The sequence below is a fragment of the Mycobacterium sp. genome, assembly GCF_035274705.1.
Taxonomy (GTDB): domain Bacteria; phylum Actinomycetota; class Actinomycetes; order Mycobacteriales; family Mycobacteriaceae; genus Mycobacterium.
In genome coordinates this window covers 39,781-57,058 of record NZ_DATENY010000059.1, presented here as the reverse complement: position 1 = coordinate 57,058, position 17,278 = coordinate 39,781, and the positions used below count along the sequence as shown (strand labels likewise).

Below are 17,278 nucleotides of genomic sequence, written 5' to 3'. Positions count from 1 at the left end.
CGCGAGCTGGGCAGCTCGTTAGTATTGCGTCATTCCCTGATCGATCGGAATTGCCGCAGCCGTAACGTTTTTCGATTCGTCGCTGGCCAGCCAGCACACCGCGTCGGCGATATCCTCGGGCTCGGCCGCCCAGGTGGGAAGAAGCGGTGTGATCATCTGCGCCAGCTGGGGATTGCTCTCGAACGTGCGCCCTATCGCGGCAATCATGTCGCCACCTCCCATCGGGCTGTTGACCGCCCCCGGGTGCACGCTGTTGACGCGGATCGAGTGCTTGCCCAATTCGGCTGCGAATGCACGGGCCATCCCGGTGACCGCGTGCTTGCTAGCGGTGTAGTGAATCATGAACGGCTGCATCTTGATTCCCGCGGCAGAGCTGATCAGGATGATCGACCCGCCGCGGCCGCCGTCGATGATCTGCTGCGCCCCGGCCATGACGGTGTTCCACGTGCCGATCACGTTGATGTCCGTCACATCGCGGAAGTCTTCGGGAGTGATCTCGTTCCAGATCTGGGGAGCGGAGACGCCGGCGTTAGCGACGATGATGTCGAGCCGGCCAAGCTGGGCGACGCCATTGTCGACGGCTTCTCGAAGCCCGTCGAAGTCGCGGGTGTCGACGACGGAGGCAAGGATGCGGCGTCCGGTGGCTTCGACGAGCTGCACTGTTTCGGCGAGGTCTTCGGGAGTGGCTGGATCGTAAGGAACACATGCCGGAAGCTTGCCGGCGATATCGATGGCGATGACGTCGGCACCCTCGTTGGCCATCCGCACGGCATGCGCGCGACCCTGACCCCGCGCCGCCCCGGTGATGAAAGCCACCTTGCCTGTGAGCCGTCCGCTCATTTCTTTGCCGCCTTAACAAGATTCGATCCGATGATGAGCCGCTGGATTTCGCTCGTGCCTTCGTAGAGGCGCAGCAGGCGGACGTCCCGGTAGATCCGCTCGACGGGCACTTCGCGCACGTAGCCGCTGCCGCCGTGGATCTGCACCGCGAGATCGGCTACCTTGCCGGCCATTTCGGTGCAGTACAGCTTGGCGGCCGACGGCGCGATCCTGCGGTCCTCGCCGCTGACCCAGAGCCGTGCGGTGTCGCGGACAAGGGCGCGGCCGGCCAGCACACCGGTCTGCTGATCGGCAAGCATCGCCTGCACGAGTTGGAAGTCGCCGATCGGGATGCCGCCCTGCGTCGCGGTCGCAGCGTACGAGACGGATTCGTCGAGGGCGCGCTGAGCAGTTCCGACGGCCAGTGCAGCGATGTGGACCCGGCCGCGCGCCAGAGAGATCATGGCGGCCCGATAGCCGATGTCTTCGGCACCGCCGATCAGCGCCGCGTCGGGAACGCGGACGTCGTCGAAGCTGACGTCGGAGGTCCATGCCCCTTCCTGGCCCATCTTGGCGTCCTTGACACCGACCGCGACTCCTGCTGTGTCTGCGGGCACGAGGAAAACCGCGATGCCGGGGCCGTTTTCGTCGGCGGGCCGGGTGCGTGCGAACACGATGAACAGGTCGGCGACGGGCGCGTTGGTGATGAACCGCTTCTGCCCGTTGATGATCCAATCACCGCTGTCGCGCACGGCTTTCGTGCGCAGACCCGACGGGTTGGATCCAGCGCCCGGCTCGGTCAGCGCGAAGGATGCGACCACGTCGCCTGACGCCATCGGCTCGAGCCAGCGCGCTTTCTGCTCGTCGGTGCCGAACCCGACGAGCACCTGTCCGGCGATGCCGTTGTTGGTGCCGAACATCGACCGCAGCGCCAGCGACGTATACCCGAGCTCCATCGCCAACTCGACGTCCTGAGCCAGGTTCAGCCCGAGGCCGCCCCAATCCTGAGGGATCGCGTAGCCGAAAAGCCCCATCTTCTTTGCCTGCTCGCGTAGGTCATCGGGAACTCGGTCCTCGGACAAGATTTCCTGTTCACGGGGCACGACCGCAGTGCGGACGAAGTGGCGGGTCTGGCCAAGGATCTCATGGAAGTCGTCGTCGCTGACTTCGGTGGTCATCGCGCTCCTCTTTCAGCGCGAGCAGACGGAAATAGCCCCGACACGCCGCGGAAAGTGGGGCTTTTGTGTCTGCTCGCGAGGCCAACGGTCCGGGAAATCATATATGAAATATGATGTTCGACTGATGGGGCCCCTACCAGGGTCCGACCAGCGAAAAGGGGTGATCAGGTGTCATTGCTGTCCGGTCAGACCGCCGTCGTCACCGGCGGTGCGCAGGGGCTGGGGTTGGCGATCGCGGAGCGGTTCGTCGCCGAGGGCGCGCGGGTGGTTCTGGGCGATTTGGACCTCGGCGCGACGCAGACGGCGGCCAAGCAGCTTGGGGGCGACGAAGTGGCGCTCGCCGTGCGCTGCGACGTGACCAAGGCCGACGAGGTCGAAGCCTTGGTGGGCGCAGCAGTGGAGCGGTTCGGCGGTCTGGACATCATGGTGAACAACGCCGGCATCACACGCGACGCGACGATGCGCAAGATGACCGAAGAACAGTTCGATCTGGTCATCGCCGTGCACCTGAAGGGCACCTGGAACGGGACCAAGGCGGCCGCCGCGATCATGCGCGAGAACAAGCGCGGAGCGATCGTGAACATGTCGTCGATCTCGGGCAAGGTCGGTCTGGTCGGCCAGACGAACTATTCGGCGGCCAAGGCCGGCATCGTCGGCTTGACGAAGGCCGCCGCAAAGGAACTCGCGCACCTCGGGGTGCGGGTCAATGCGATCCAACCCGGATTGATCAGGTCTGCGATGACTGAGGCCATGCCCCAACACATTTGGGATCAGAAGTTGGCCGAGGTGCCGATGGGCCGAGCCGGTGAGCCGGCCGAGGTGGCCAACGTCGCGTTGTTCCTCGCCAGTGATCTGTCGTCGTACATGACGGGAACCGTCCTCGAGGTCACTGGCGGGCGGCACGTATGAGCTTCCGAAGGCGAGCGTGAGTGAGGATCGCAGCGCAGCGAGGACCGGAGCGAGTGGGAGCCGAGGCATGAGTAAGCGTGAAGCCGTTATCTGCGAACCAGTTCGGACACCAATCGGCCGCTACGGCGGAATGTTCAAATCGTTGACCGCCGTCGACCTCGGTGTCGCTGCACTCAAAGGTCTGTTGGAGCGCACCGGAATCGACCCTGCCGCAGTGCAAGACGTGATCCTCGGGCACTGCTATCCCAGCAGCGAGGCGCCTGCGATCGGACGTGTGGTGGCGCTGGATGCCGGGTTGCCGGTGACGGTGCCTGGCATGCAGGTCGACCGCCGCTGCGGATCGGGCCTGCAGGCGGTTATCCAAGCATGTTTGCAGGTTACCAACGGGGACAACGACATTGTGATCGCCGGCGGCGCAGAGAGCATGAGCAACGTCGCCTTCTATTCGACTGATATCCGCTGGGGACCCCCCCGCGACGGTGTGAAGCTCCACGACTCGCTTTCGCGCGGCCGGACCACCGCAGGAGGGCGCCACTATCCCGTACCGGGCGGCATGTTGGAGACCGCCGAGAACCTTCGCAGGCAGTACGGAATCTCACGGTTGGAGCAGGACGAGCTTGCCGTCACGTCGCATCAACGCGCCGTGGCCGCTCAGAAAGACGGAATTCTCGCCGAGGAGATCATTCCGGTCGCGGTACGCACCCGCCAGGGCGAAGAACTGATTGACACCGACGAGCATCCGCGCGCCGACACATCGGTGGAGTCGTTGAGCAAGCTGAAACCGGTCCTGCTCGCTGATGATCCGGATGCGACGGTCACCGCAGGCAATTCCAGCGGGCAGAATGACGCCGCGTCGATGTGTGTGGTGACCACACCGCAGAAGGCCGACGAACTCGGCCTGACACCGCTGGTCCGGCTGGTCTCGTGGGGGTCGGCCGGTGTGGCACCGAACATCATGGGCATCGGTCCGGTGCCGGCAACCGAGGCAGCCCTTGCGAAGGCGGGCCTGAAACTATCCGCTCTCGATCTGATTGAACTCAACGAAGCGTTCGCCGCACAGGCCCTCGCGGTGATGCGGGAGTGGAACTTCACCGCCTCCGATCTCGACCGTACGAACGTGCACGGTTCGGGGATCTCGCTCGGTCACCCGGTCGGCGCAACGGGTGGCCGGATGCTTGCCACGCTTGCGCGCGAACTGAACCGCCGAGGCTGCCGCTACGGATTGGAAACCATGTGCATCGGGGGCGGCCAAGGCCTGGCCGCCGTATTCGAAAGGATCGGCGCATGACCAAGCTCGCCCAGACACTTGGACTCACCGAGTTTCAAACCGAAATCCTAGCCACGGTACGCCAATTCGTCGACAAAGAGGTCATCCCGAACGCACAGAAACTCGAACACGACGACACCTACCCGCAGGCCATCGTCGACGCGATGAAAGAGATGGGCCTGTTCGGGCTGATGATCCCGGAATCGTATGGCGGGCTGGGGGAGTCGCTGCTCACGTATGCGTTGTGTGTCGAGGAACTCGCGCGGGGATGGATGAGCATCTCGGGAGTGCTCAACACCCATTTCATCGTCGCGTACATGCTGCGCCAGCACGGCACCGATGCACAGAAGCAGCATTACCTGACGCGGATGGCGACCGGCGAGACGCGTGGCGCGTTCTCGATGTCGGAACCCGAACTGGGCTCCGACGTCGCGGCGATCCGCACCCGAGCCAAGCGCAACGCCGACGGCATCTACACCATCGATGGTCAGAAGATGTGGCTGACCAACGGAGGCAGCTCGACATTGGTGGCGGTGTTGGTGCGCACCGACGAGGGCGCCGACAAGCCGCACCGCAATCTCACCGCATTTCTCATCGAAAAGCCGGTCGGCTTCGGGGAAGTCGCGCCGGGGCTGACCATCCCGGGCAAGATCGACAAGCTCGGGTACAAGGGCATCGATACCACGGAGCTGATCTTCGACGGCTACGTGGCCCGCACCGAGGACATTCTGGGCGAAGTGGCGGGTCAGGGCTTCTTCCAGATGATGGACGGCATCGAGGTCGGGCGGGTCAACGTGTCCGCCAGAGCGTGCGGGGTGGGCATCCGCGCGTTCGAACTGGCCGTGCGTTACGCGCAGCAGCGTCAGACCTTTGGCAAGCCGATCGCCGAGCATCAGGCGATCGCGTTCCAATTGGCCGAAATGGCAACCAAAGTCGAGGCCGCGCACCTGATGATGGTCAACGCGGCCCGGTTGAAGGACTCGGGTGAGCGCAACGACGTCGCCGCCGGAATGGCCAAGTACCTGGCGAGCGAGTTCTGTTCGGAGGTGACCCAGCAGAGCTTCCGGATTCACGGCGGCTACGGGTACTCGAAGGAATACGAGATCGAGCGGCTGATGCGCGACGCGCCGTTCCTGCTCATCGGCGAGGGCACCAGCGAGATCCAGAAGAACATCATCAGCAAGCGCCTGCTCGCCGACTACCGGATCTGACAATGACCGCACCCGATTTCGCGTTCCGGCCACAGTTGGCCGATGACGTCGCGCGGTACGTGCGCAGGCGGATCTTCGACGGCACCTACACCGCTGGGCAGTACATCCGCCTGGACCAGTTGGCGGTCGAACTCGGTGTGAGTGTCACGCCTGTGCGTGAAGCACTCTTCGTCCTGAGCGCAGAAGGTCTGCTCTCACAGCAGCCGCGGCGCGGCTTCGTAGTCGTTCCGGTGACTGGGCGCGACCTCACCGATGTGTCGAACGTGCAGGCCCATATCGGTGGTGAACTCGCGGCGCGGGCGGCAGCCAACATCACCGACGACCAGTTGCGGGAGCTCGAAAAGATCCAGACCGAACTGGAGGACGCGTACGCCAGCGACGACGACGAGCGCGCGGTGCAGCTCAATCACGAGTTTCACAAGGCGATCAACGTCGCAGCCGATTCACCCAAGCTCGCGCAGTTGATGTCCCAGATCACCCGCTACGCACCGGAATCGGTGTTCCCGACCATTGAAGGCTGGCCCGAGAAGTCTATGGAGCACCATCGACGGCTGTTGGCCGCACTGGAGCAACACGACGAAAACCTGTCCCGCACAGAGATGGCCGAACACCTGGCTGCAGGCGCTGCTCCGCTGATCGACCATCTCAACCGCCTCGGTGTCGTCGAGAACGGTGGGCGCTAATGGGTGTGCTTGACGGCGTTCGCGTTCTCGATTACGGCAGATTCATCGCCGCACCGTGGTGCAGCGCGTTGCTGGCCGACATGGGTGCCGACGTGGTGCGCGTGGAAAAGCGGGAGGGCGGCGAGGACCGCTGGGTGCAGTCGGTCACCGAGAGTGGTGAGGGCGGCACCTTCCTGCAGTGCAACCGCAACAAGCGATCTCTGACTCTGGACTCGACGACGGAGGAGGGCGCGGCGATCACCCGAAAACTGGTGGCGCACTCCGACATCGTCATCGCGAACATGCCGGCCGCCGGGATGCGCGCCAGCGGACTGGATTACGACACGCTGCGCGCTGTCAAGCAGGACATCATCCTCGCGAGCGCCACCGCGTACGGCGAGGGTGGCCCGTACAGCGACCGTATTGGGTTCGACGGCGCCGGCCAGGTGATGTCCGGCGCGGTCTACCGGCAGGGGCTGCCCGACCAGCCGATCCGCACGGTCGTGCCTTACGCGGACTTCGGCACGGCGCTGACCCTGACGATCGGGGTGATGATGGCGCTGTATCACCGCGACAAGACCGGGGAAGGGCAGCATGTGGAGGGCGCGCTGCTGCCCACAGCGATGATGCTTTCGAACGCCTTCCTGATCGAACGCGAGCTGCGCGGCATCGACAAACCGCGGATGGGCAACCGCGGAACGTCGGTGGCGCCGTGCGATTTGTACCGGACAAAAGACGACGGCTGGGTGCTGTTGCAGGTGGCCGGTCAGCCGATGTTCAAGCGGTGGTGCCGCCTGGTTGGGCGTGAGGATTTGTTCGATGATCCGCGGTTTGCCGACGACGATCTGCGGTGGGAGCACGGGGATGTCCTCAACGACATCATGGCCGAATGGTGCGCCGACCAGACCAAGGCCGACGTCCTGCAACGGCTCGAGGCCGCGAAACTGCCTGCAGCGCCCCTGCATTCGACGCAGGATGTGCTCGACGACCCGCACGTGCAGGCGATGGGCTATCTCCAGCGCATGCCGTTTCCTGGGGTTTCCGGCGGGGTGCCGATCATCGAGACGCCGTTTCGCATGTCAGCCACACCCGGCACCATCCGCAGGCGCGCTCCGCTGCTTGGCGAGCACACCGAGGAGATCCTCGGTGAAATCGGCTATGGCTCAGACGAGATCGCCGGGCTGCGGACGCGCGGAATCGTCTGAGGCGAGCATCGCACGAAGGCCGCGCACGTCCACCTTGCCCGTCGGCAGCCGCGGGACGTCATCGTCGGTGTCGAGAAGCAGCCACACCGCAGGCACCTTGAAGGCGCTGAGCAACGATCTTGCCGTCGTGCGCAGCGCTTCGACAGTCGTTCCGCGCTCGCACACGACGGCTGCGCCGACGCGGCCGGAGACGTTGGTGACGAACGCCCCGGTGATGCCGTCGATCGTTCGCAGGGCGTCCTCGACCTCGCGCGGGTACACCGTGGCCCCGCTGACCTTGAACATGTCGTCGGACCTGCCGTGGTAGAACATGAAGCCGTCGGCGTCGAGGTGTCCGAGATCGCCGGTGGGATAGAAGCCGTCGGCCGTGAAGAGCTCCTCGCGGCTGCGCCGGCATACGCCCCGCATCACGTGTGGCCCGCGGATCTGGATCATACCCACTTCGCCTGCCGGTATCGGCTCGCCGCTGTCGGCGTCGACGATCCGAACCTGCATGCCGGGGAACGGTTTTCCGCAGCTTCCCCACGCCGATTCGGGCATGTCGGTGTCGGCAGGATAGCCGCAGTACGGGCCGAAAGACTCTGTCATCCCGAAGAGTGTGGCTCGAGCCCCCGGCCGCGACCGCAGTCTTTCTGGGAGCAGCGCGTCCAGACTGCCTGGCCGTAGGTTCGAAAGGTCGGCACCCACGTCCGCTGCGTGCCGGGCGAGCGCCTCGGCTTGATCGGGCCAGCCGCGGAACAAGGTGACGCGTTCCCGTTCCAGCAGCCGCAGCGTCCCTTCGGGCTGCGGGATGGGTTCGGTCACCAATGTCGCACCGGCCACCAGCGTTGACAGCAGGCCGCCCGCGAATCCGCCTACCCAGAAGAACGGCATCGGCAGGTACAGCCGGGTATCGGCGTCGATCCGGCGAGCCGCCAACCCGGACCGAACAGCGCCCAACGCGTTGCCGTGCGAGTGGATGACGCCCTTGGGTGCGCCACTGCTGCCCGAGGTGAACATCACCGCCAGCGGATCGCTCGGTCGGACGGTGGCCGACAACGCATCTGCCACCTGACCGGCGGCGGCGTTGCCGGCCAGCTGCCAGCCGTCATCGACCACCCACATGTTGCGAAGCGCAGGAAGCTGGTCCCTATCCAGGTCGTCGAGGTACTGATGCCCGCGGAACTCCGGCACCGAGATCAATTGCTGCACAGATGCCGTACGCAGATGTGCAAGCAATTCGCGAGGTTGCAGAAGCGTGCTCAGCGGGACGAGCACCGCGCCAATCCGCACCAGCGCAATGGCGATTCGCACCCACGGGATGCCGTTGGGCACGAGCAGGCCCACCCGTGAGCCCTTGCCGACGCCGGCGCCGACGAACCCGGCAGCCAGTGCGCGACTGCTGGTGTTTAGCTCGCCGTAGGTGATCCGTGCGCTCGGATCGATGACGGCCGGCTTGGCGGAGTGCCGTCCTGCGCAGGTCCGAATCAGATGCGCGACGGTGTCAGGCATCGAAAAGCTTTCGCAGACCGGCCATGTCGATCTTGCCGCTGGACAAGAGCGGCACGTCGGATCGCCGGATCACCGCTAACCGCCTCGGAATCTTGTACGCCGACAGCTCCCGACGCAGAGCCTCGCGGACCTCGGTCTCGTCAACGTGCGTGTCGGCATCGACCGCGACGACGGCGGCCACGAGCTGCCCTCGTTCTGAGTCCGGAAGGCCCAGCACGTGCGCCGTCGCGCCGTAATCGGCAAGGACTTTGGCAAGCACCTTTTCGACCTCGCCGGGCGACACGTTGGCACCCGCGGTTTTGATCATCGATCCCGCGCGACCGACGAAGTAGAAGAATCCGTCGGCATCGGCGCGCACGAGGTCACCGGTGTGGAACCAGCCATCGGCGTCGAAGCATTCCTCGCGGCTACGGCCGTAGTACCTCTGCATCAGGTAAGGCCCGCGGATACACAATTCGCCGACGGCACCCGGCCCCACGTCGCGGCCTGTGTCGGGGTCGACGATCCGTCCTTCGAACCCGGGCGCGAGGCGGCCGTAGGAGCCACGCCGGTGCTCCGGCTGGTCGGTTTCATCGCCGCTGATGAGCAGCACGCTGCCGGCTTCGGTCATGCCCAGCATGTTGTGCCGCAGTTCCGGGTCGGCAGGGCGTGCGACCGGGGCCATGGTCGGATAAAGATTGCCGCGCCGCATCGACGACAGGTCGCGGCGGGCGAAGCTCGGATGCCGGGCAAGATGCGCGATGCCCGCGGCGAAACCGTTGGTGATGGTGGGTTTTTCGGCTTCGAGCAGGTCGAGGGTCTCGCCGGCGTCGGTGGCGTTCGAGCAGATCAGCGTGGAGCCGGCGGCCAGCGTGGCCAACAGCCCGAAAGCGAAGCCGCCGATCCAGAAGAACGGTGAGTTGCTGAACAGCTTGTCTGTCGCCGTCAGGCCGCGAACCTCGTTGAGGTTGCGCTGATGCCCCAGCAAGGAACCGTGGGTGTGGAGCGCCCCTTTCGGGCTTCCCGTCGACCCTGAGGTGTAGATGATCGCCAATGCGTCGCAACCGTCGACGTCGGACTCCATTGCGGCGAGCAACGACTCACTGACGGCATCGGCGCGCCCGCACAGTCCATCGATGTCGAAGACGACGTGGCGCAGCTGCGGGGCGGCCGTGTTGAGCAGAGGTGTAGCGCTATCGAATTCAACGTCAGGCGACAGCGCGTCCGTCAGACGTTGCACGTAGTCATGCGAGCGATACGACGCCGTCGCGAGCAGGATCGTGACGTCGCTGCTGACCAGTTGTTCGCGTAGCTCCGGAGCGGTCGCGAACGTGGAGAAGGGGACGACGACGGCGCCGATGCGCGCCGCCGCAAGCATTCCAACGATGAATGCGGTGCCGTTCGGGTACAGCAAGCCGACGTGTGTGCCCTTCCCGACGCCGAGCGCGATGAGGGCACGGGCCAGCTCCGCGGAGCGCCGCTCGGCGTCGGCATAGCTGATGCGGTCGTGGTCGCAGACGAGGAGCGGATGATCGCCGCGCTGTCTGCGCTCACGAAGCACACCAGCGATCGTCATGTGACTGGTTGTGTGAAATGCTCGCGCACGGCGCCGAGATCGGGTTTGCCGGACGGCGTCCTAGGGATGGTGTCGACGATCGCGATGTCGGTGGGAATTTCGTAGCGCGCCAGCCGGGTTCGCAGGAAGTCGGTGAGCTCGTCGGGCCCGACGGTAGCGTGTGGGCGCAATTCGACCATGGCCACCGGTGTTTCCCCGAGTCGCGCGTCGGGGCGGCCGACAACAGCGGCACCGAGTACCGCGGGATGACTCTCCAGTGCCGTGCGGACGTCGTCGGGCATCACCTTGAAACCACCGCGGATGATCGCCTGGTCGGCCCGCCCCAGGATCCACAGGAACCCGTCGGCGTCGACGCGCGCAATGTCGGTGGTGCGCATCCACTCGGCATCCGGTCCGAGCTGGCCCGGCTTGACCTCCAGCAGCCCTGGCTCGCCGGGGCCGAGAACGTTGCCGTCGTCGTCGACCACGCGCAACTGGGCGCCGGGATTCGCTCTGCCGACACTGCCGCGTTTCGACTGCCAATACTTCTGGTAATCCGCCAGCGTCCAGCTGGCCACGCCGCCACCGAATTCGGTTGCGGCATAGGACGTCAGCACGGGTATTCCGAACTTCTCGGTGAATGCATCGGCGTCCTCGGCGGACAGCGGAGCGGTACCGGAGGTGACTGCTCGGACGCTGCCAAGGTCTTCGCGGGTGAGGTCGGAATGCAGCACCATGCGCAGCGCAGCAGGCACCAAAGACACCGCGCGCGGACGGTGTTCGCGGACCGCATCGGCCCACCGGTCGAGTTCGAACCGCTGCAGCAGGGCGAACGGACGCGCCTCGGCAATGCACAACAACACTCGGAACACCCCGCCGACATGCACCAGCGGCGAGTTCACGATCGCGACACCACGCCGCAGTTCCGTCGGAGCGCGTGAGGAGGCAGGGTCGTCGCCGATCACGCTGTGCGCCAACATGTCATAGGTCAAGTCGACGCGCTTGGGCGGCCCGGTGGTGCCGCTGGTGAGCATCCACACCGCGACGCCGGGCCGGCCTTCGTCGTCGCCTGGTTCGTTCGCAGCCGCGACGTTCGGTTGCCCGCTGAGATCGCCGATCATCACGATCGTGGTGGCGGCCGACGGCGTAACAAGCGATGCGATGTCGTCGGACGAGCCGATGATCAGGGGTAGTTGCAGCGTGGTGATGTCCGCGCGCGTGCGGTCGTCACCACGGGACGGGTTGATGACCACGACCGTCCCACCGGCCAACAACACACCGAGCATCGTCGCGACGTGGATCGGCGTGTTGCGCAGCATGATTCCCACCCGCGGATTCGCACCGTGCTGCGCAACGACTTCGGTGATTCGGCGGGCATACTCGCTGAGCTCGCCCCACGTGGACCATCGCCCCTCGTACTGAATCGCCCGAGCCGCCGGGTCGAGTGCCAAGACATCGGCGATCCTGCGGCGCAGCGGGTGTGTCATCAGCGGATCCTGGGTTTTGCTGACACGCCGTTGCCCCGGGCGGAGAGTTCTGCCTTGCCAAGGGGATTGCCAAGCCGGGTGTAGATCAGGTTCTGCTCGAGTGCCGCGCGATACGGCTTGTCCAGTGACTCCCAGATGGCCTTGACGGTGCCCTGGGTCGCCGACGGTGGTTTGGCCGCGATCGTCGACGCGATCTCGTGGGCGCGCGCCCAGAGCGCGCCCCGGGCGACCACCTCGGTCACCAGCCCCATCCCCAGTGCGGTATCCGCGCTGACGCGTTCGTCATTGCCCATCAACGCGATTCGCAGTGCCTGGCCGAGACCGACCTTGCGCATCAGACCGATCGGCTCAAGCGCGCATACCAGGCCCGCGGTGACATGGGAGTCGAAGAACGTGGCGTCGGTGGAGCAGATGACGACGTCGGCTTCGTTGATGAAGTAGAACGCGCCGGCGGTGCACATGCCCTGGACCGCGCACACGACGGGTTTCCACATCTTCTGCCATTTCGGGCTGAGCTTCTCGCCAGGGTCCTCGTGGTTCCACACGTTGTCGGGTTGTCCGTAAGACGCTTTGATGTCGAGGCCGGCGGAAAACGCGCGATCGCCTGCCGCGCGCAGCACCACCGCGTTCACCGAGTCGTCGAGTTTCACGATGCGCCATACCTCGGCCATCTCCTCGCACATGGTCCGGTTGAACGCGTTGAGCGAGTCCGGCCGGTTCAGTGTGATGGTGGCGACCCGGGCGGCGGCATCGACGTCAAGCAGGATCGTTTCGAAACTCATCGGCATTTCCAATTCGGTGCGCGCTTCTCGACGAAGGCGAGCGGGCCCTCGAGAGCGTCTTCGGTGCGGAGCACCCTTTCGCGGAACGTCTCGGCGAGAATCTCGCCCTCCAGCAGTGGCAGGTCCAGGGTTTTGTGGATAGCCAGCCGGGTGCCTCGGACCGCCAGTGGGGCATTGGAATTCACGATGTCAGCGATCTCATGGGCGCGCTCGAGTAGGCGGTCGTGTTCGACGACCTCGGTGATCATCCCAAGCTCGTAGGCGCGCTGCGCGCTCATCCGCTCGTGCTTGCCCATCAGCGCCATTCGCAACGCGACCGAGCGCGGCAGCGAACGGGCCAGCCGGACCATCTCGCGCGCGGCGACCAGGCCGATGCTGACGTGCGGATCGAAGAACGTGGCGTTGTCCGAGGCGATGGCGATGTCGCCGGTGGTGACCCAGTCCAGGCCCGCGCCGCAGCATATGCCGTTGATCGCCGCCAGAACGGGTTTGGCCATCCGGCGGAACGGAGGGGTGCCTTCCTGCGGTGCCTCCCACTGGTCGTACGTGGACAGGTATGGCCGCTCGTAGATGACCTTTCCGTCCCCGGGGATCTCCTTGACATCGGCTCCCGTACAAAAGGCGCGGCCGATGCCGGTCACGATCATCAGCCACACATTGTCGTCGTTCTCGGCCTCGTCGTAGGCGGCGCGCAACTCCGAGACCATGTGCGGGCTAAGGGCGTTGAGCGCATCCGGGCGGTTCAGAGTGATGGTGGCCTTATGGCCGTCGACTTCGTACTTGATCGTGTCGTACGAGTCAGTGGACATGGGTGTTTCCTTATCGTCGGGATCGTCTGGGTCTCAACGACCATCGAAATCCGGTGAGCGCTTCTCGCGGAATGCCGCGAGACCTTCTTTGAAATCCGCCGTACGGCAGGACATTTCGAGGTCGGAAAGCTCGTGGGTCATCGATTGGCCCAGCGTCGCCTGCAGACCGTAGTGGATGGCCTGCTTGGCCAGCCCGATCGCGACCGTCGGACCCGACGCCAGGTGTGCCAGCAGCGTGTCGGTCGTTGTGTCGAGGTCCTCGAGGTTCACGGCTTGATGGATCAAACCCCAGTCTGCGGCGTCGGCGCCGGACACCTTCTCGCCAAGTAGCAGCATGCGTTTCGCGCGGGTCAGGCCCGCCAGCCGCGGCAGCAGCCAGGTGGCGCCCGAGTCGGGACTGAAGCCGCGGATGACGAACGGTTCCCAGAACGTCGCGCCGCCGTCGGCGATGGTGAAGTCTGCGGCCAGTGCGAGGTTGCAGCCCAGGCCGACCGCCCACCCGCGCACGCTGCATACCACGGGCAGATGGATCGACGCGACCAGCTCGATCACCCTGTTCGCGGTGTGGGGGATGCGCCGCACGAGGTCACCGGTGCGGGGACGTTGTCCTCCGCTGTTGGTGGCGACCCAGTCGGCGCCGGCGCAGAAGTCCTCACCTGCGCCACCGATCCAGATCGCGCGCAGTGAATCGTCGGTGGCGGCGTTGGTCAGGATGGCGACGAAGTCGTCGATCATCTTGTGGCTGAGCGAGTTACGCCGGGACGGGCGGTCAAGAGTGATCTTCAGGACCGCGCCATCCCGGGACGGGATAACCGCGCCGTCGGCGGTGGCGTCGCCTGCCTGGTCACTCATCGCAGCCCCGCCCTTTCCAAAGCAATACGGTTAGCCATACAGTTGGCTATACGATTACTATCCTGTACAAGTTAGCAAGGAAAGCCCTCAGGGGAAAGGATGCGTGAGCATGGCGGATCGGAGTGTGCCGTTGCAGCGCATCCGCCAACCACGGGTCGCCGAGATCGTGGCGTCCCGTCTCCGCGACGACATCCTCGCCGGCCGGCTCAAAGAAGGTGACGTGCTGCCGACCCAGGAGAGCTTGTTCTCCGAGTTCGGCGTCAGCCCGCCCGCTGTGCGCGAAGCAATCCACATCCTGGAGTCCGACGGGCTCATCTCCGTCCGGCGCGGCAACGTCGGCGGTGCGGTCGTACACCTGCCCTCCGCAGAGCGCACCGCACACATGATCAGCATGGTGTTGCAGACGCGCGCTGCGACACCGGCCGACGTCAGTGGCGCGCTGATGCATCTGGAGCCGATCTGCGCCGGCATGTGTGCCGCGCGCGAGGATCGGATGACGGAGGTCGTGCCCTACCTTGAGGCCGAGATCGCGATCCAGACCGAGCAGTTCGACAGCGTGTCGCGATATGTGCCGAACGCAAGGCGGTTTCACGAGGCACTCGTCTCCCGGTGTGGCAATGAGCCGATGATCCTGCTGATCGGGTCTCTCGAGCTGATCTGGTCGGCGCATGAATCGTCGGTGTGGAGCGACGAAGGCGACCCGATGGAGCGCAAGACCATGCGAGCAGCGTTGCGAGACCATCGGCGACTTCTGGATGCCATCCGCGACGGCAACTCGGCACGCGCGGTGCGACTGGCGCAAGACCATCTGGCCGCGGCGCGGCGCAACACCCTGGCTGTCGGCAAGGACAAAACCATTGAGGCCAAACTGATTTCGAATACCAACCATCAGGAGTCCGTGAGATGACAGCGTCAGACGATCGCGTCCTATTCGCAGTGGATCCCGACAAACGGATCGCGACGATCACGTTGAACAACCCCGCACAGCGCAATTCCTACGACGCCGCCATGCGTGACGCGATCGCACGTCATCTGGATCGTGTCGCTGAGGACGACGACATCACTGTCGTGCTGATGCGTGGGGAAGGGGGAGTCTTCAGCACCGGGGCGGATATGAACAACGCCTACGGCTGGTACGGCGAGGGTCGCGACAAACCGGCCAACAGCCGTCCCAGCCAGCGGCGGCGCCTGACAGTGGACCGCAAATCGTTCGGCTTCTATCACAACCTGATGGGCTTCCCGAAGGTCACAGTGGGGGAGATCAGCGGCTACGCACTCGGCGGCGGTTTCGAGATGGCGTTGATGACCGACATCTCCGTCATCGGGCGTGACACGAAGATCGGGATGCCTGCGACGCGGTTCCTCGGGCCGGCGCTCGGAAGCCTGCACATGTTCTTTCACCGCCTTGGCCCGGTGCTGGCGCGTCGACTGCTGCTGACCGGCGACATCATCGAGGCAGGCACGATCGAGCACCTCGGCGTCTTCACCGACACCTGTGATGCCGCATCGGTGCCCGGGAGGGCCAGGTACTGGGCCGAGAAAGCCGCGAAGATGCCGGCGGACGGAGTGGTCATCGCCAAGGAGGCGTTCCGCCTCGTCGAACAGAGCCAGGCGTATCAGGGCGAGGAAGTGGCCAGCTATCTGTTCCACGCCTACGGGACGAACCTGCAGTTCTCGCCCGGCGAGTTCAACTTCGTCAAGACGCGGGCGCAGCACGGAACCAAGGAGGCGTTCCGGCTGCGTGACGAGCACTTCCATGTCCCCGAACCGACGTAATCGCCGTCACCTACTGGCGGCGATACAGTATCTGCTATTTTTGTAACGTCGAACTGTCGAAAATCGAGGTCTAGTTATGCTCACACCCGTCATCGTCGGCGCCACCAGGACAGCGATCGGTCGCTCCTTCAAGGGCACGCTGGTCAACACGCCGCCCGAAACGCTGATCACCACGGTGCTACCCGAAGTGGTTCGCAGAGCAGGCATCGACCCGGGCGCAATCGACGACCTCATCTTCGCCGAATCGCATTATGGTGGTGGCGATCTCGCTCGCTATGCGGCCGATGCCACTGGTATGCAACAGGTACCGGGTCAGTCGGTCAACCGGCACTGCGCGGGCAGCTTGACCGCGATCGGCAACGCCGCCGCGCAGATCGGATCCGGCATGGAGCGCGTGCTCATCGCGGGCGGCGTGCAGTCGCTGTCGATGACACCGTTGACGAACTGGCGCATCCCCGGTCCCGAGCTCAAGTTCGAGGAGCGGTGGATGCCGCCCACCCACGTCGAGACGCCGGACGCGCCGACAAAGGACATGTCGATCACGGTCGGGTGGAACACCGCGCAAGCGGTCGGCATCAGCCGCGAGGAGATGGACGCCTGGGCCGCGCGGTCACATCAGCGTGCGATCGCGGCGATGGACGCCGGCAAGTTCCTCGACGAGATCGTGCCGCTGAAGGTCGAGCAGTTCGACGGTTCGGTGATCGACTTCAGCGTCGACGAGCATCCGCGCCGCGACACCACCGTCGAGAAGCTGGCCGCTCTCAAGCCCCTGCATCCGGAGATCGACGGCTTTTCGATCACCGCCGGCAACAGCAGCGGAACCAACGACGCTGCCGCGGCGGTGGCGCTGGTCGATTACGGCTACGCCGACGCGGAGAACCTGACGAAGCTGGCCACCGTGAAGGCTTGGGCCGCTGCGGGTGTCGCGCCGAAGGACACCGGCCTCGGCGCGGTGAAGGCGATCGGCAAGGTGCTGAAGCGCGCCGGGCTGAAGCCGTCGGACGTCGCGCTGTGGGAGATCAACGAGGCCTTCGCATCCGTGCCGATCGCTGCCTGCCGTGAGTACGGGCTTGATGAGGAGTTGGTCAACTTCTCCGGAAGTGGTTGCAGCCTAGGCCATCCCATCGCCGCATCGGGCGCGCGGATGGTGACGACGCTCATCTACGAGTTGCAGCGGCGCGGCGGCGGCATCGGCGTGGCGGCGATGTGCGCCGGTGGCGGCCAGGGCGGCGCCGTCGTCATCGAGGTCTAGTTCGTAGCGCGAGCAGACGTAAAGGGCCCCATTTTTCAGCGTGT

General features: G+C 65.2%; 16 protein-coding genes. 8 read left to right on the top strand and 8 right to left on the bottom strand.

Annotation, left to right across the window (positions count from 1 at the left end; all coding sequences use genetic code 11):
• Nucleotides 1-18: 18 nt before the first annotated feature.
• Nucleotides 19-840: a mycofactocin-coupled SDR family oxidoreductase gene (locus VJV41_RS13820; RefSeq protein WP_325334598.1), complete on the bottom strand. Its 822-nt coding sequence runs from the start codon at nucleotides 838-840 to the stop codon at nucleotides 19-21.
• Complete coding sequence (locus VJV41_RS13815; RefSeq protein ID WP_325334596.1) at nucleotides 837-1,997, bottom strand: acyl-CoA dehydrogenase family protein; 1,161 nt, start codon at nucleotides 1,995-1,997, stop codon at nucleotides 837-839. The genes VJV41_RS13820 and VJV41_RS13815 overlap by 4 nt, the downstream gene beginning before the upstream one ends.
• A gap of 168 nt (nucleotides 1,998-2,165) precedes the next feature.
• Between VJV41_RS13815 and fabG the strand changes: the two genes are divergently transcribed.
• The 5 genes from fabG (at nucleotide 2,166) to VJV41_RS13790 (ending at nucleotide 7,251) form a co-directional block, all read left to right on the top strand.
• Nucleotides 2,166-2,906, top strand: a complete 741-nt coding sequence (fabG, locus tag VJV41_RS13810) for a 3-oxoacyl-ACP reductase FabG (RefSeq protein WP_325334594.1) — start codon at nucleotides 2,166-2,168, stop codon at nucleotides 2,904-2,906.
• Nucleotides 2,907-2,973: 67 nt separating this feature from the next.
• Nucleotides 2,974-4,194: an acetyl-CoA C-acetyltransferase gene (locus tag VJV41_RS13805; protein ID WP_325334592.1), complete on the top strand. Its 1,221-nt coding sequence runs from the start codon at nucleotides 2,974-2,976 to the stop codon at nucleotides 4,192-4,194.
• Nucleotides 4,191-5,384 (top strand): acyl-CoA dehydrogenase family protein, encoded by a 1,194-nt coding sequence (locus VJV41_RS13800; RefSeq protein ID WP_325334590.1) that lies wholly within the window; start codon nucleotides 4,191-4,193, stop codon nucleotides 5,382-5,384. The genes VJV41_RS13805 and VJV41_RS13800 overlap by 4 nt, the downstream gene beginning before the upstream one ends.
• Before the next feature lie 2 nt (nucleotides 5,385-5,386).
• Nucleotides 5,387-6,067, top strand: coding sequence for a GntR family transcriptional regulator (locus tag VJV41_RS13795; protein ID WP_325334588.1), 681 nt, complete (start codon nucleotides 5,387-5,389; stop codon nucleotides 6,065-6,067).
• Nucleotides 6,067-7,251, top strand: coding sequence for a CoA transferase (locus VJV41_RS13790; RefSeq protein ID WP_325334586.1), 1,185 nt, complete (start codon nucleotides 6,067-6,069; stop codon nucleotides 7,249-7,251). Before VJV41_RS13795 ends, VJV41_RS13790 begins: the two co-directional genes overlap by 1 nt.
• Here the strand turns inward: VJV41_RS13790 and VJV41_RS13785 are convergent.
• The 6 genes from VJV41_RS13785 to VJV41_RS13760 are packed head-to-tail and all read right to left on the bottom strand — an operon-like array spanning nucleotide 7,210 to nucleotide 14,206.
• On the bottom strand, nucleotides 7,210-8,742 hold the full coding sequence (locus tag VJV41_RS13785; RefSeq protein ID WP_325334584.1) for a class I adenylate-forming enzyme family protein: 1,533 nt from the start codon (nucleotides 8,740-8,742) through the stop codon (nucleotides 7,210-7,212). The two genes, VJV41_RS13790 and VJV41_RS13785, sit on opposite strands and share 42 nt — an antisense overlap.
• Nucleotides 8,735-10,297: a class I adenylate-forming enzyme family protein gene (locus VJV41_RS13780; RefSeq protein ID WP_325334582.1), complete on the bottom strand. Its 1,563-nt coding sequence runs from the start codon at nucleotides 10,295-10,297 to the stop codon at nucleotides 8,735-8,737. The genes VJV41_RS13785 and VJV41_RS13780 overlap by 8 nt, the downstream gene beginning before the upstream one ends.
• Entirely contained in the window at nucleotides 10,294-11,763 is a 1,470-nt protein-coding gene (locus tag VJV41_RS13775; RefSeq protein ID WP_325334580.1) for a class I adenylate-forming enzyme family protein, read from the bottom strand. Before VJV41_RS13775 ends, VJV41_RS13780 begins: the two co-directional genes overlap by 4 nt.
• Complete coding sequence (locus tag VJV41_RS13770; protein ID WP_325334578.1) at nucleotides 11,763-12,545, bottom strand: enoyl-CoA hydratase/isomerase family protein; 783 nt, start codon at nucleotides 12,543-12,545, stop codon at nucleotides 11,763-11,765. Before VJV41_RS13770 ends, VJV41_RS13775 begins: the two co-directional genes overlap by 1 nt.
• Nucleotides 12,542-13,354, bottom strand: a complete 813-nt coding sequence (locus VJV41_RS13765; RefSeq protein ID WP_325334576.1) for an enoyl-CoA hydratase/isomerase family protein — start codon at nucleotides 13,352-13,354, stop codon at nucleotides 12,542-12,544. The genes VJV41_RS13770 and VJV41_RS13765 overlap by 4 nt, the downstream gene beginning before the upstream one ends.
• A 33-nt stretch (nucleotides 13,355-13,387) precedes the next feature.
• Nucleotides 13,388-14,206, bottom strand: coding sequence for an enoyl-CoA hydratase/isomerase family protein (locus VJV41_RS13760; RefSeq protein WP_325334574.1), 819 nt, complete (start codon nucleotides 14,204-14,206; stop codon nucleotides 13,388-13,390).
• A gap of 109 nt (nucleotides 14,207-14,315) precedes the next feature.
• Between VJV41_RS13760 and VJV41_RS13755 the strand changes: the two genes are divergently transcribed.
• The 3 genes from VJV41_RS13755 to VJV41_RS13745 all read left to right on the top strand — a co-directional run bounded on the left by VJV41_RS13755 (nucleotide 14,316) and on the right by VJV41_RS13745 (nucleotide 17,234).
• Entirely contained in the window at nucleotides 14,316-15,113 is a 798-nt protein-coding gene (locus VJV41_RS13755; protein ID WP_325334572.1) for a FadR/GntR family transcriptional regulator, read from the top strand.
• Entirely contained in the window at nucleotides 15,110-15,982 is an 873-nt protein-coding gene (locus VJV41_RS13750; protein WP_325334570.1) for an enoyl-CoA hydratase/isomerase family protein, read from the top strand. Before VJV41_RS13755 ends, VJV41_RS13750 begins: the two co-directional genes overlap by 4 nt.
• A 76-nt stretch (nucleotides 15,983-16,058) precedes the next feature.
• A complete protein-coding gene (locus tag VJV41_RS13745) occupies nucleotides 16,059-17,234 on the top strand; it encodes a thiolase family protein (RefSeq protein WP_325334568.1) in 1,176 nt (391 codons plus the stop codon).
• The last annotated feature ends 44 nt before the right edge of the window (nucleotides 17,235-17,278 follow it).

Bases quoted from the DNA above. Each gene is read 5' to 3' on its own strand.
- VJV41_RS13820 (WP_325334598.1), bottom strand. From the start codon at position 840: ATGAGCGGACGGCTCACAGGCAAGGTGGCTTTCATCACCGGGGCGGCG.
- VJV41_RS13815 (WP_325334596.1), bottom strand. From the start codon at position 1,997: ATGACCACCGAAGTCAGCGACGACGACTTCCATGAGATCCTTGGCCAG.
- VJV41_RS13805 (WP_325334592.1), top strand. From the start codon at position 2,974: ATGAGTAAGCGTGAAGCCGTTATCTGCGAACCAGTTCGGACACCAATC.
- VJV41_RS13800 (WP_325334590.1), top strand. From the start codon at position 4,191: ATGACCAAGCTCGCCCAGACACTTGGACTCACCGAGTTTCAAACCGAA.
- VJV41_RS13795 (WP_325334588.1), top strand. From the start codon at position 5,387: ATGACCGCACCCGATTTCGCGTTCCGGCCACAGTTGGCCGATGACGTC.
- VJV41_RS13790 (WP_325334586.1), top strand. From the start codon at position 6,067: ATGGGTGTGCTTGACGGCGTTCGCGTTCTCGATTACGGCAGATTCATC.
- VJV41_RS13785 (WP_325334584.1), bottom strand. From the start codon at position 8,742: ATGCCTGACACCGTCGCGCATCTGATTCGGACCTGCGCAGGACGGCAC.
- VJV41_RS13780 (WP_325334582.1), bottom strand. From the start codon at position 10,297: ATGACGATCGCTGGTGTGCTTCGTGAGCGCAGACAGCGCGGCGATCAT.
- VJV41_RS13775 (WP_325334580.1), bottom strand. From the start codon at position 11,763: ATGACACACCCGCTGCGCCGCAGGATCGCCGATGTCTTGGCACTCGAC.
- VJV41_RS13770 (WP_325334578.1), bottom strand. From the start codon at position 12,545: ATGAGTTTCGAAACGATCCTGCTTGACGTCGATGCCGCCGCCCGGGTC.
- VJV41_RS13765 (WP_325334576.1), bottom strand. From the start codon at position 13,354: ATGTCCACTGACTCGTACGACACGATCAAGTACGAAGTCGACGGCCAT.
- VJV41_RS13760 (WP_325334574.1), bottom strand. From the start codon at position 14,206: ATGAGTGACCAGGCAGGCGACGCCACCGCCGACGGCGCGGTTATCCCG.
- VJV41_RS13755 (WP_325334572.1), top strand. From the start codon at position 14,316: ATGGCGGATCGGAGTGTGCCGTTGCAGCGCATCCGCCAACCACGGGTC.
- VJV41_RS13750 (WP_325334570.1), top strand. From the start codon at position 15,110: ATGACAGCGTCAGACGATCGCGTCCTATTCGCAGTGGATCCCGACAAA.
- VJV41_RS13745 (WP_325334568.1), top strand. From the start codon at position 16,059: ATGCTCACACCCGTCATCGTCGGCGCCACCAGGACAGCGATCGGTCGC.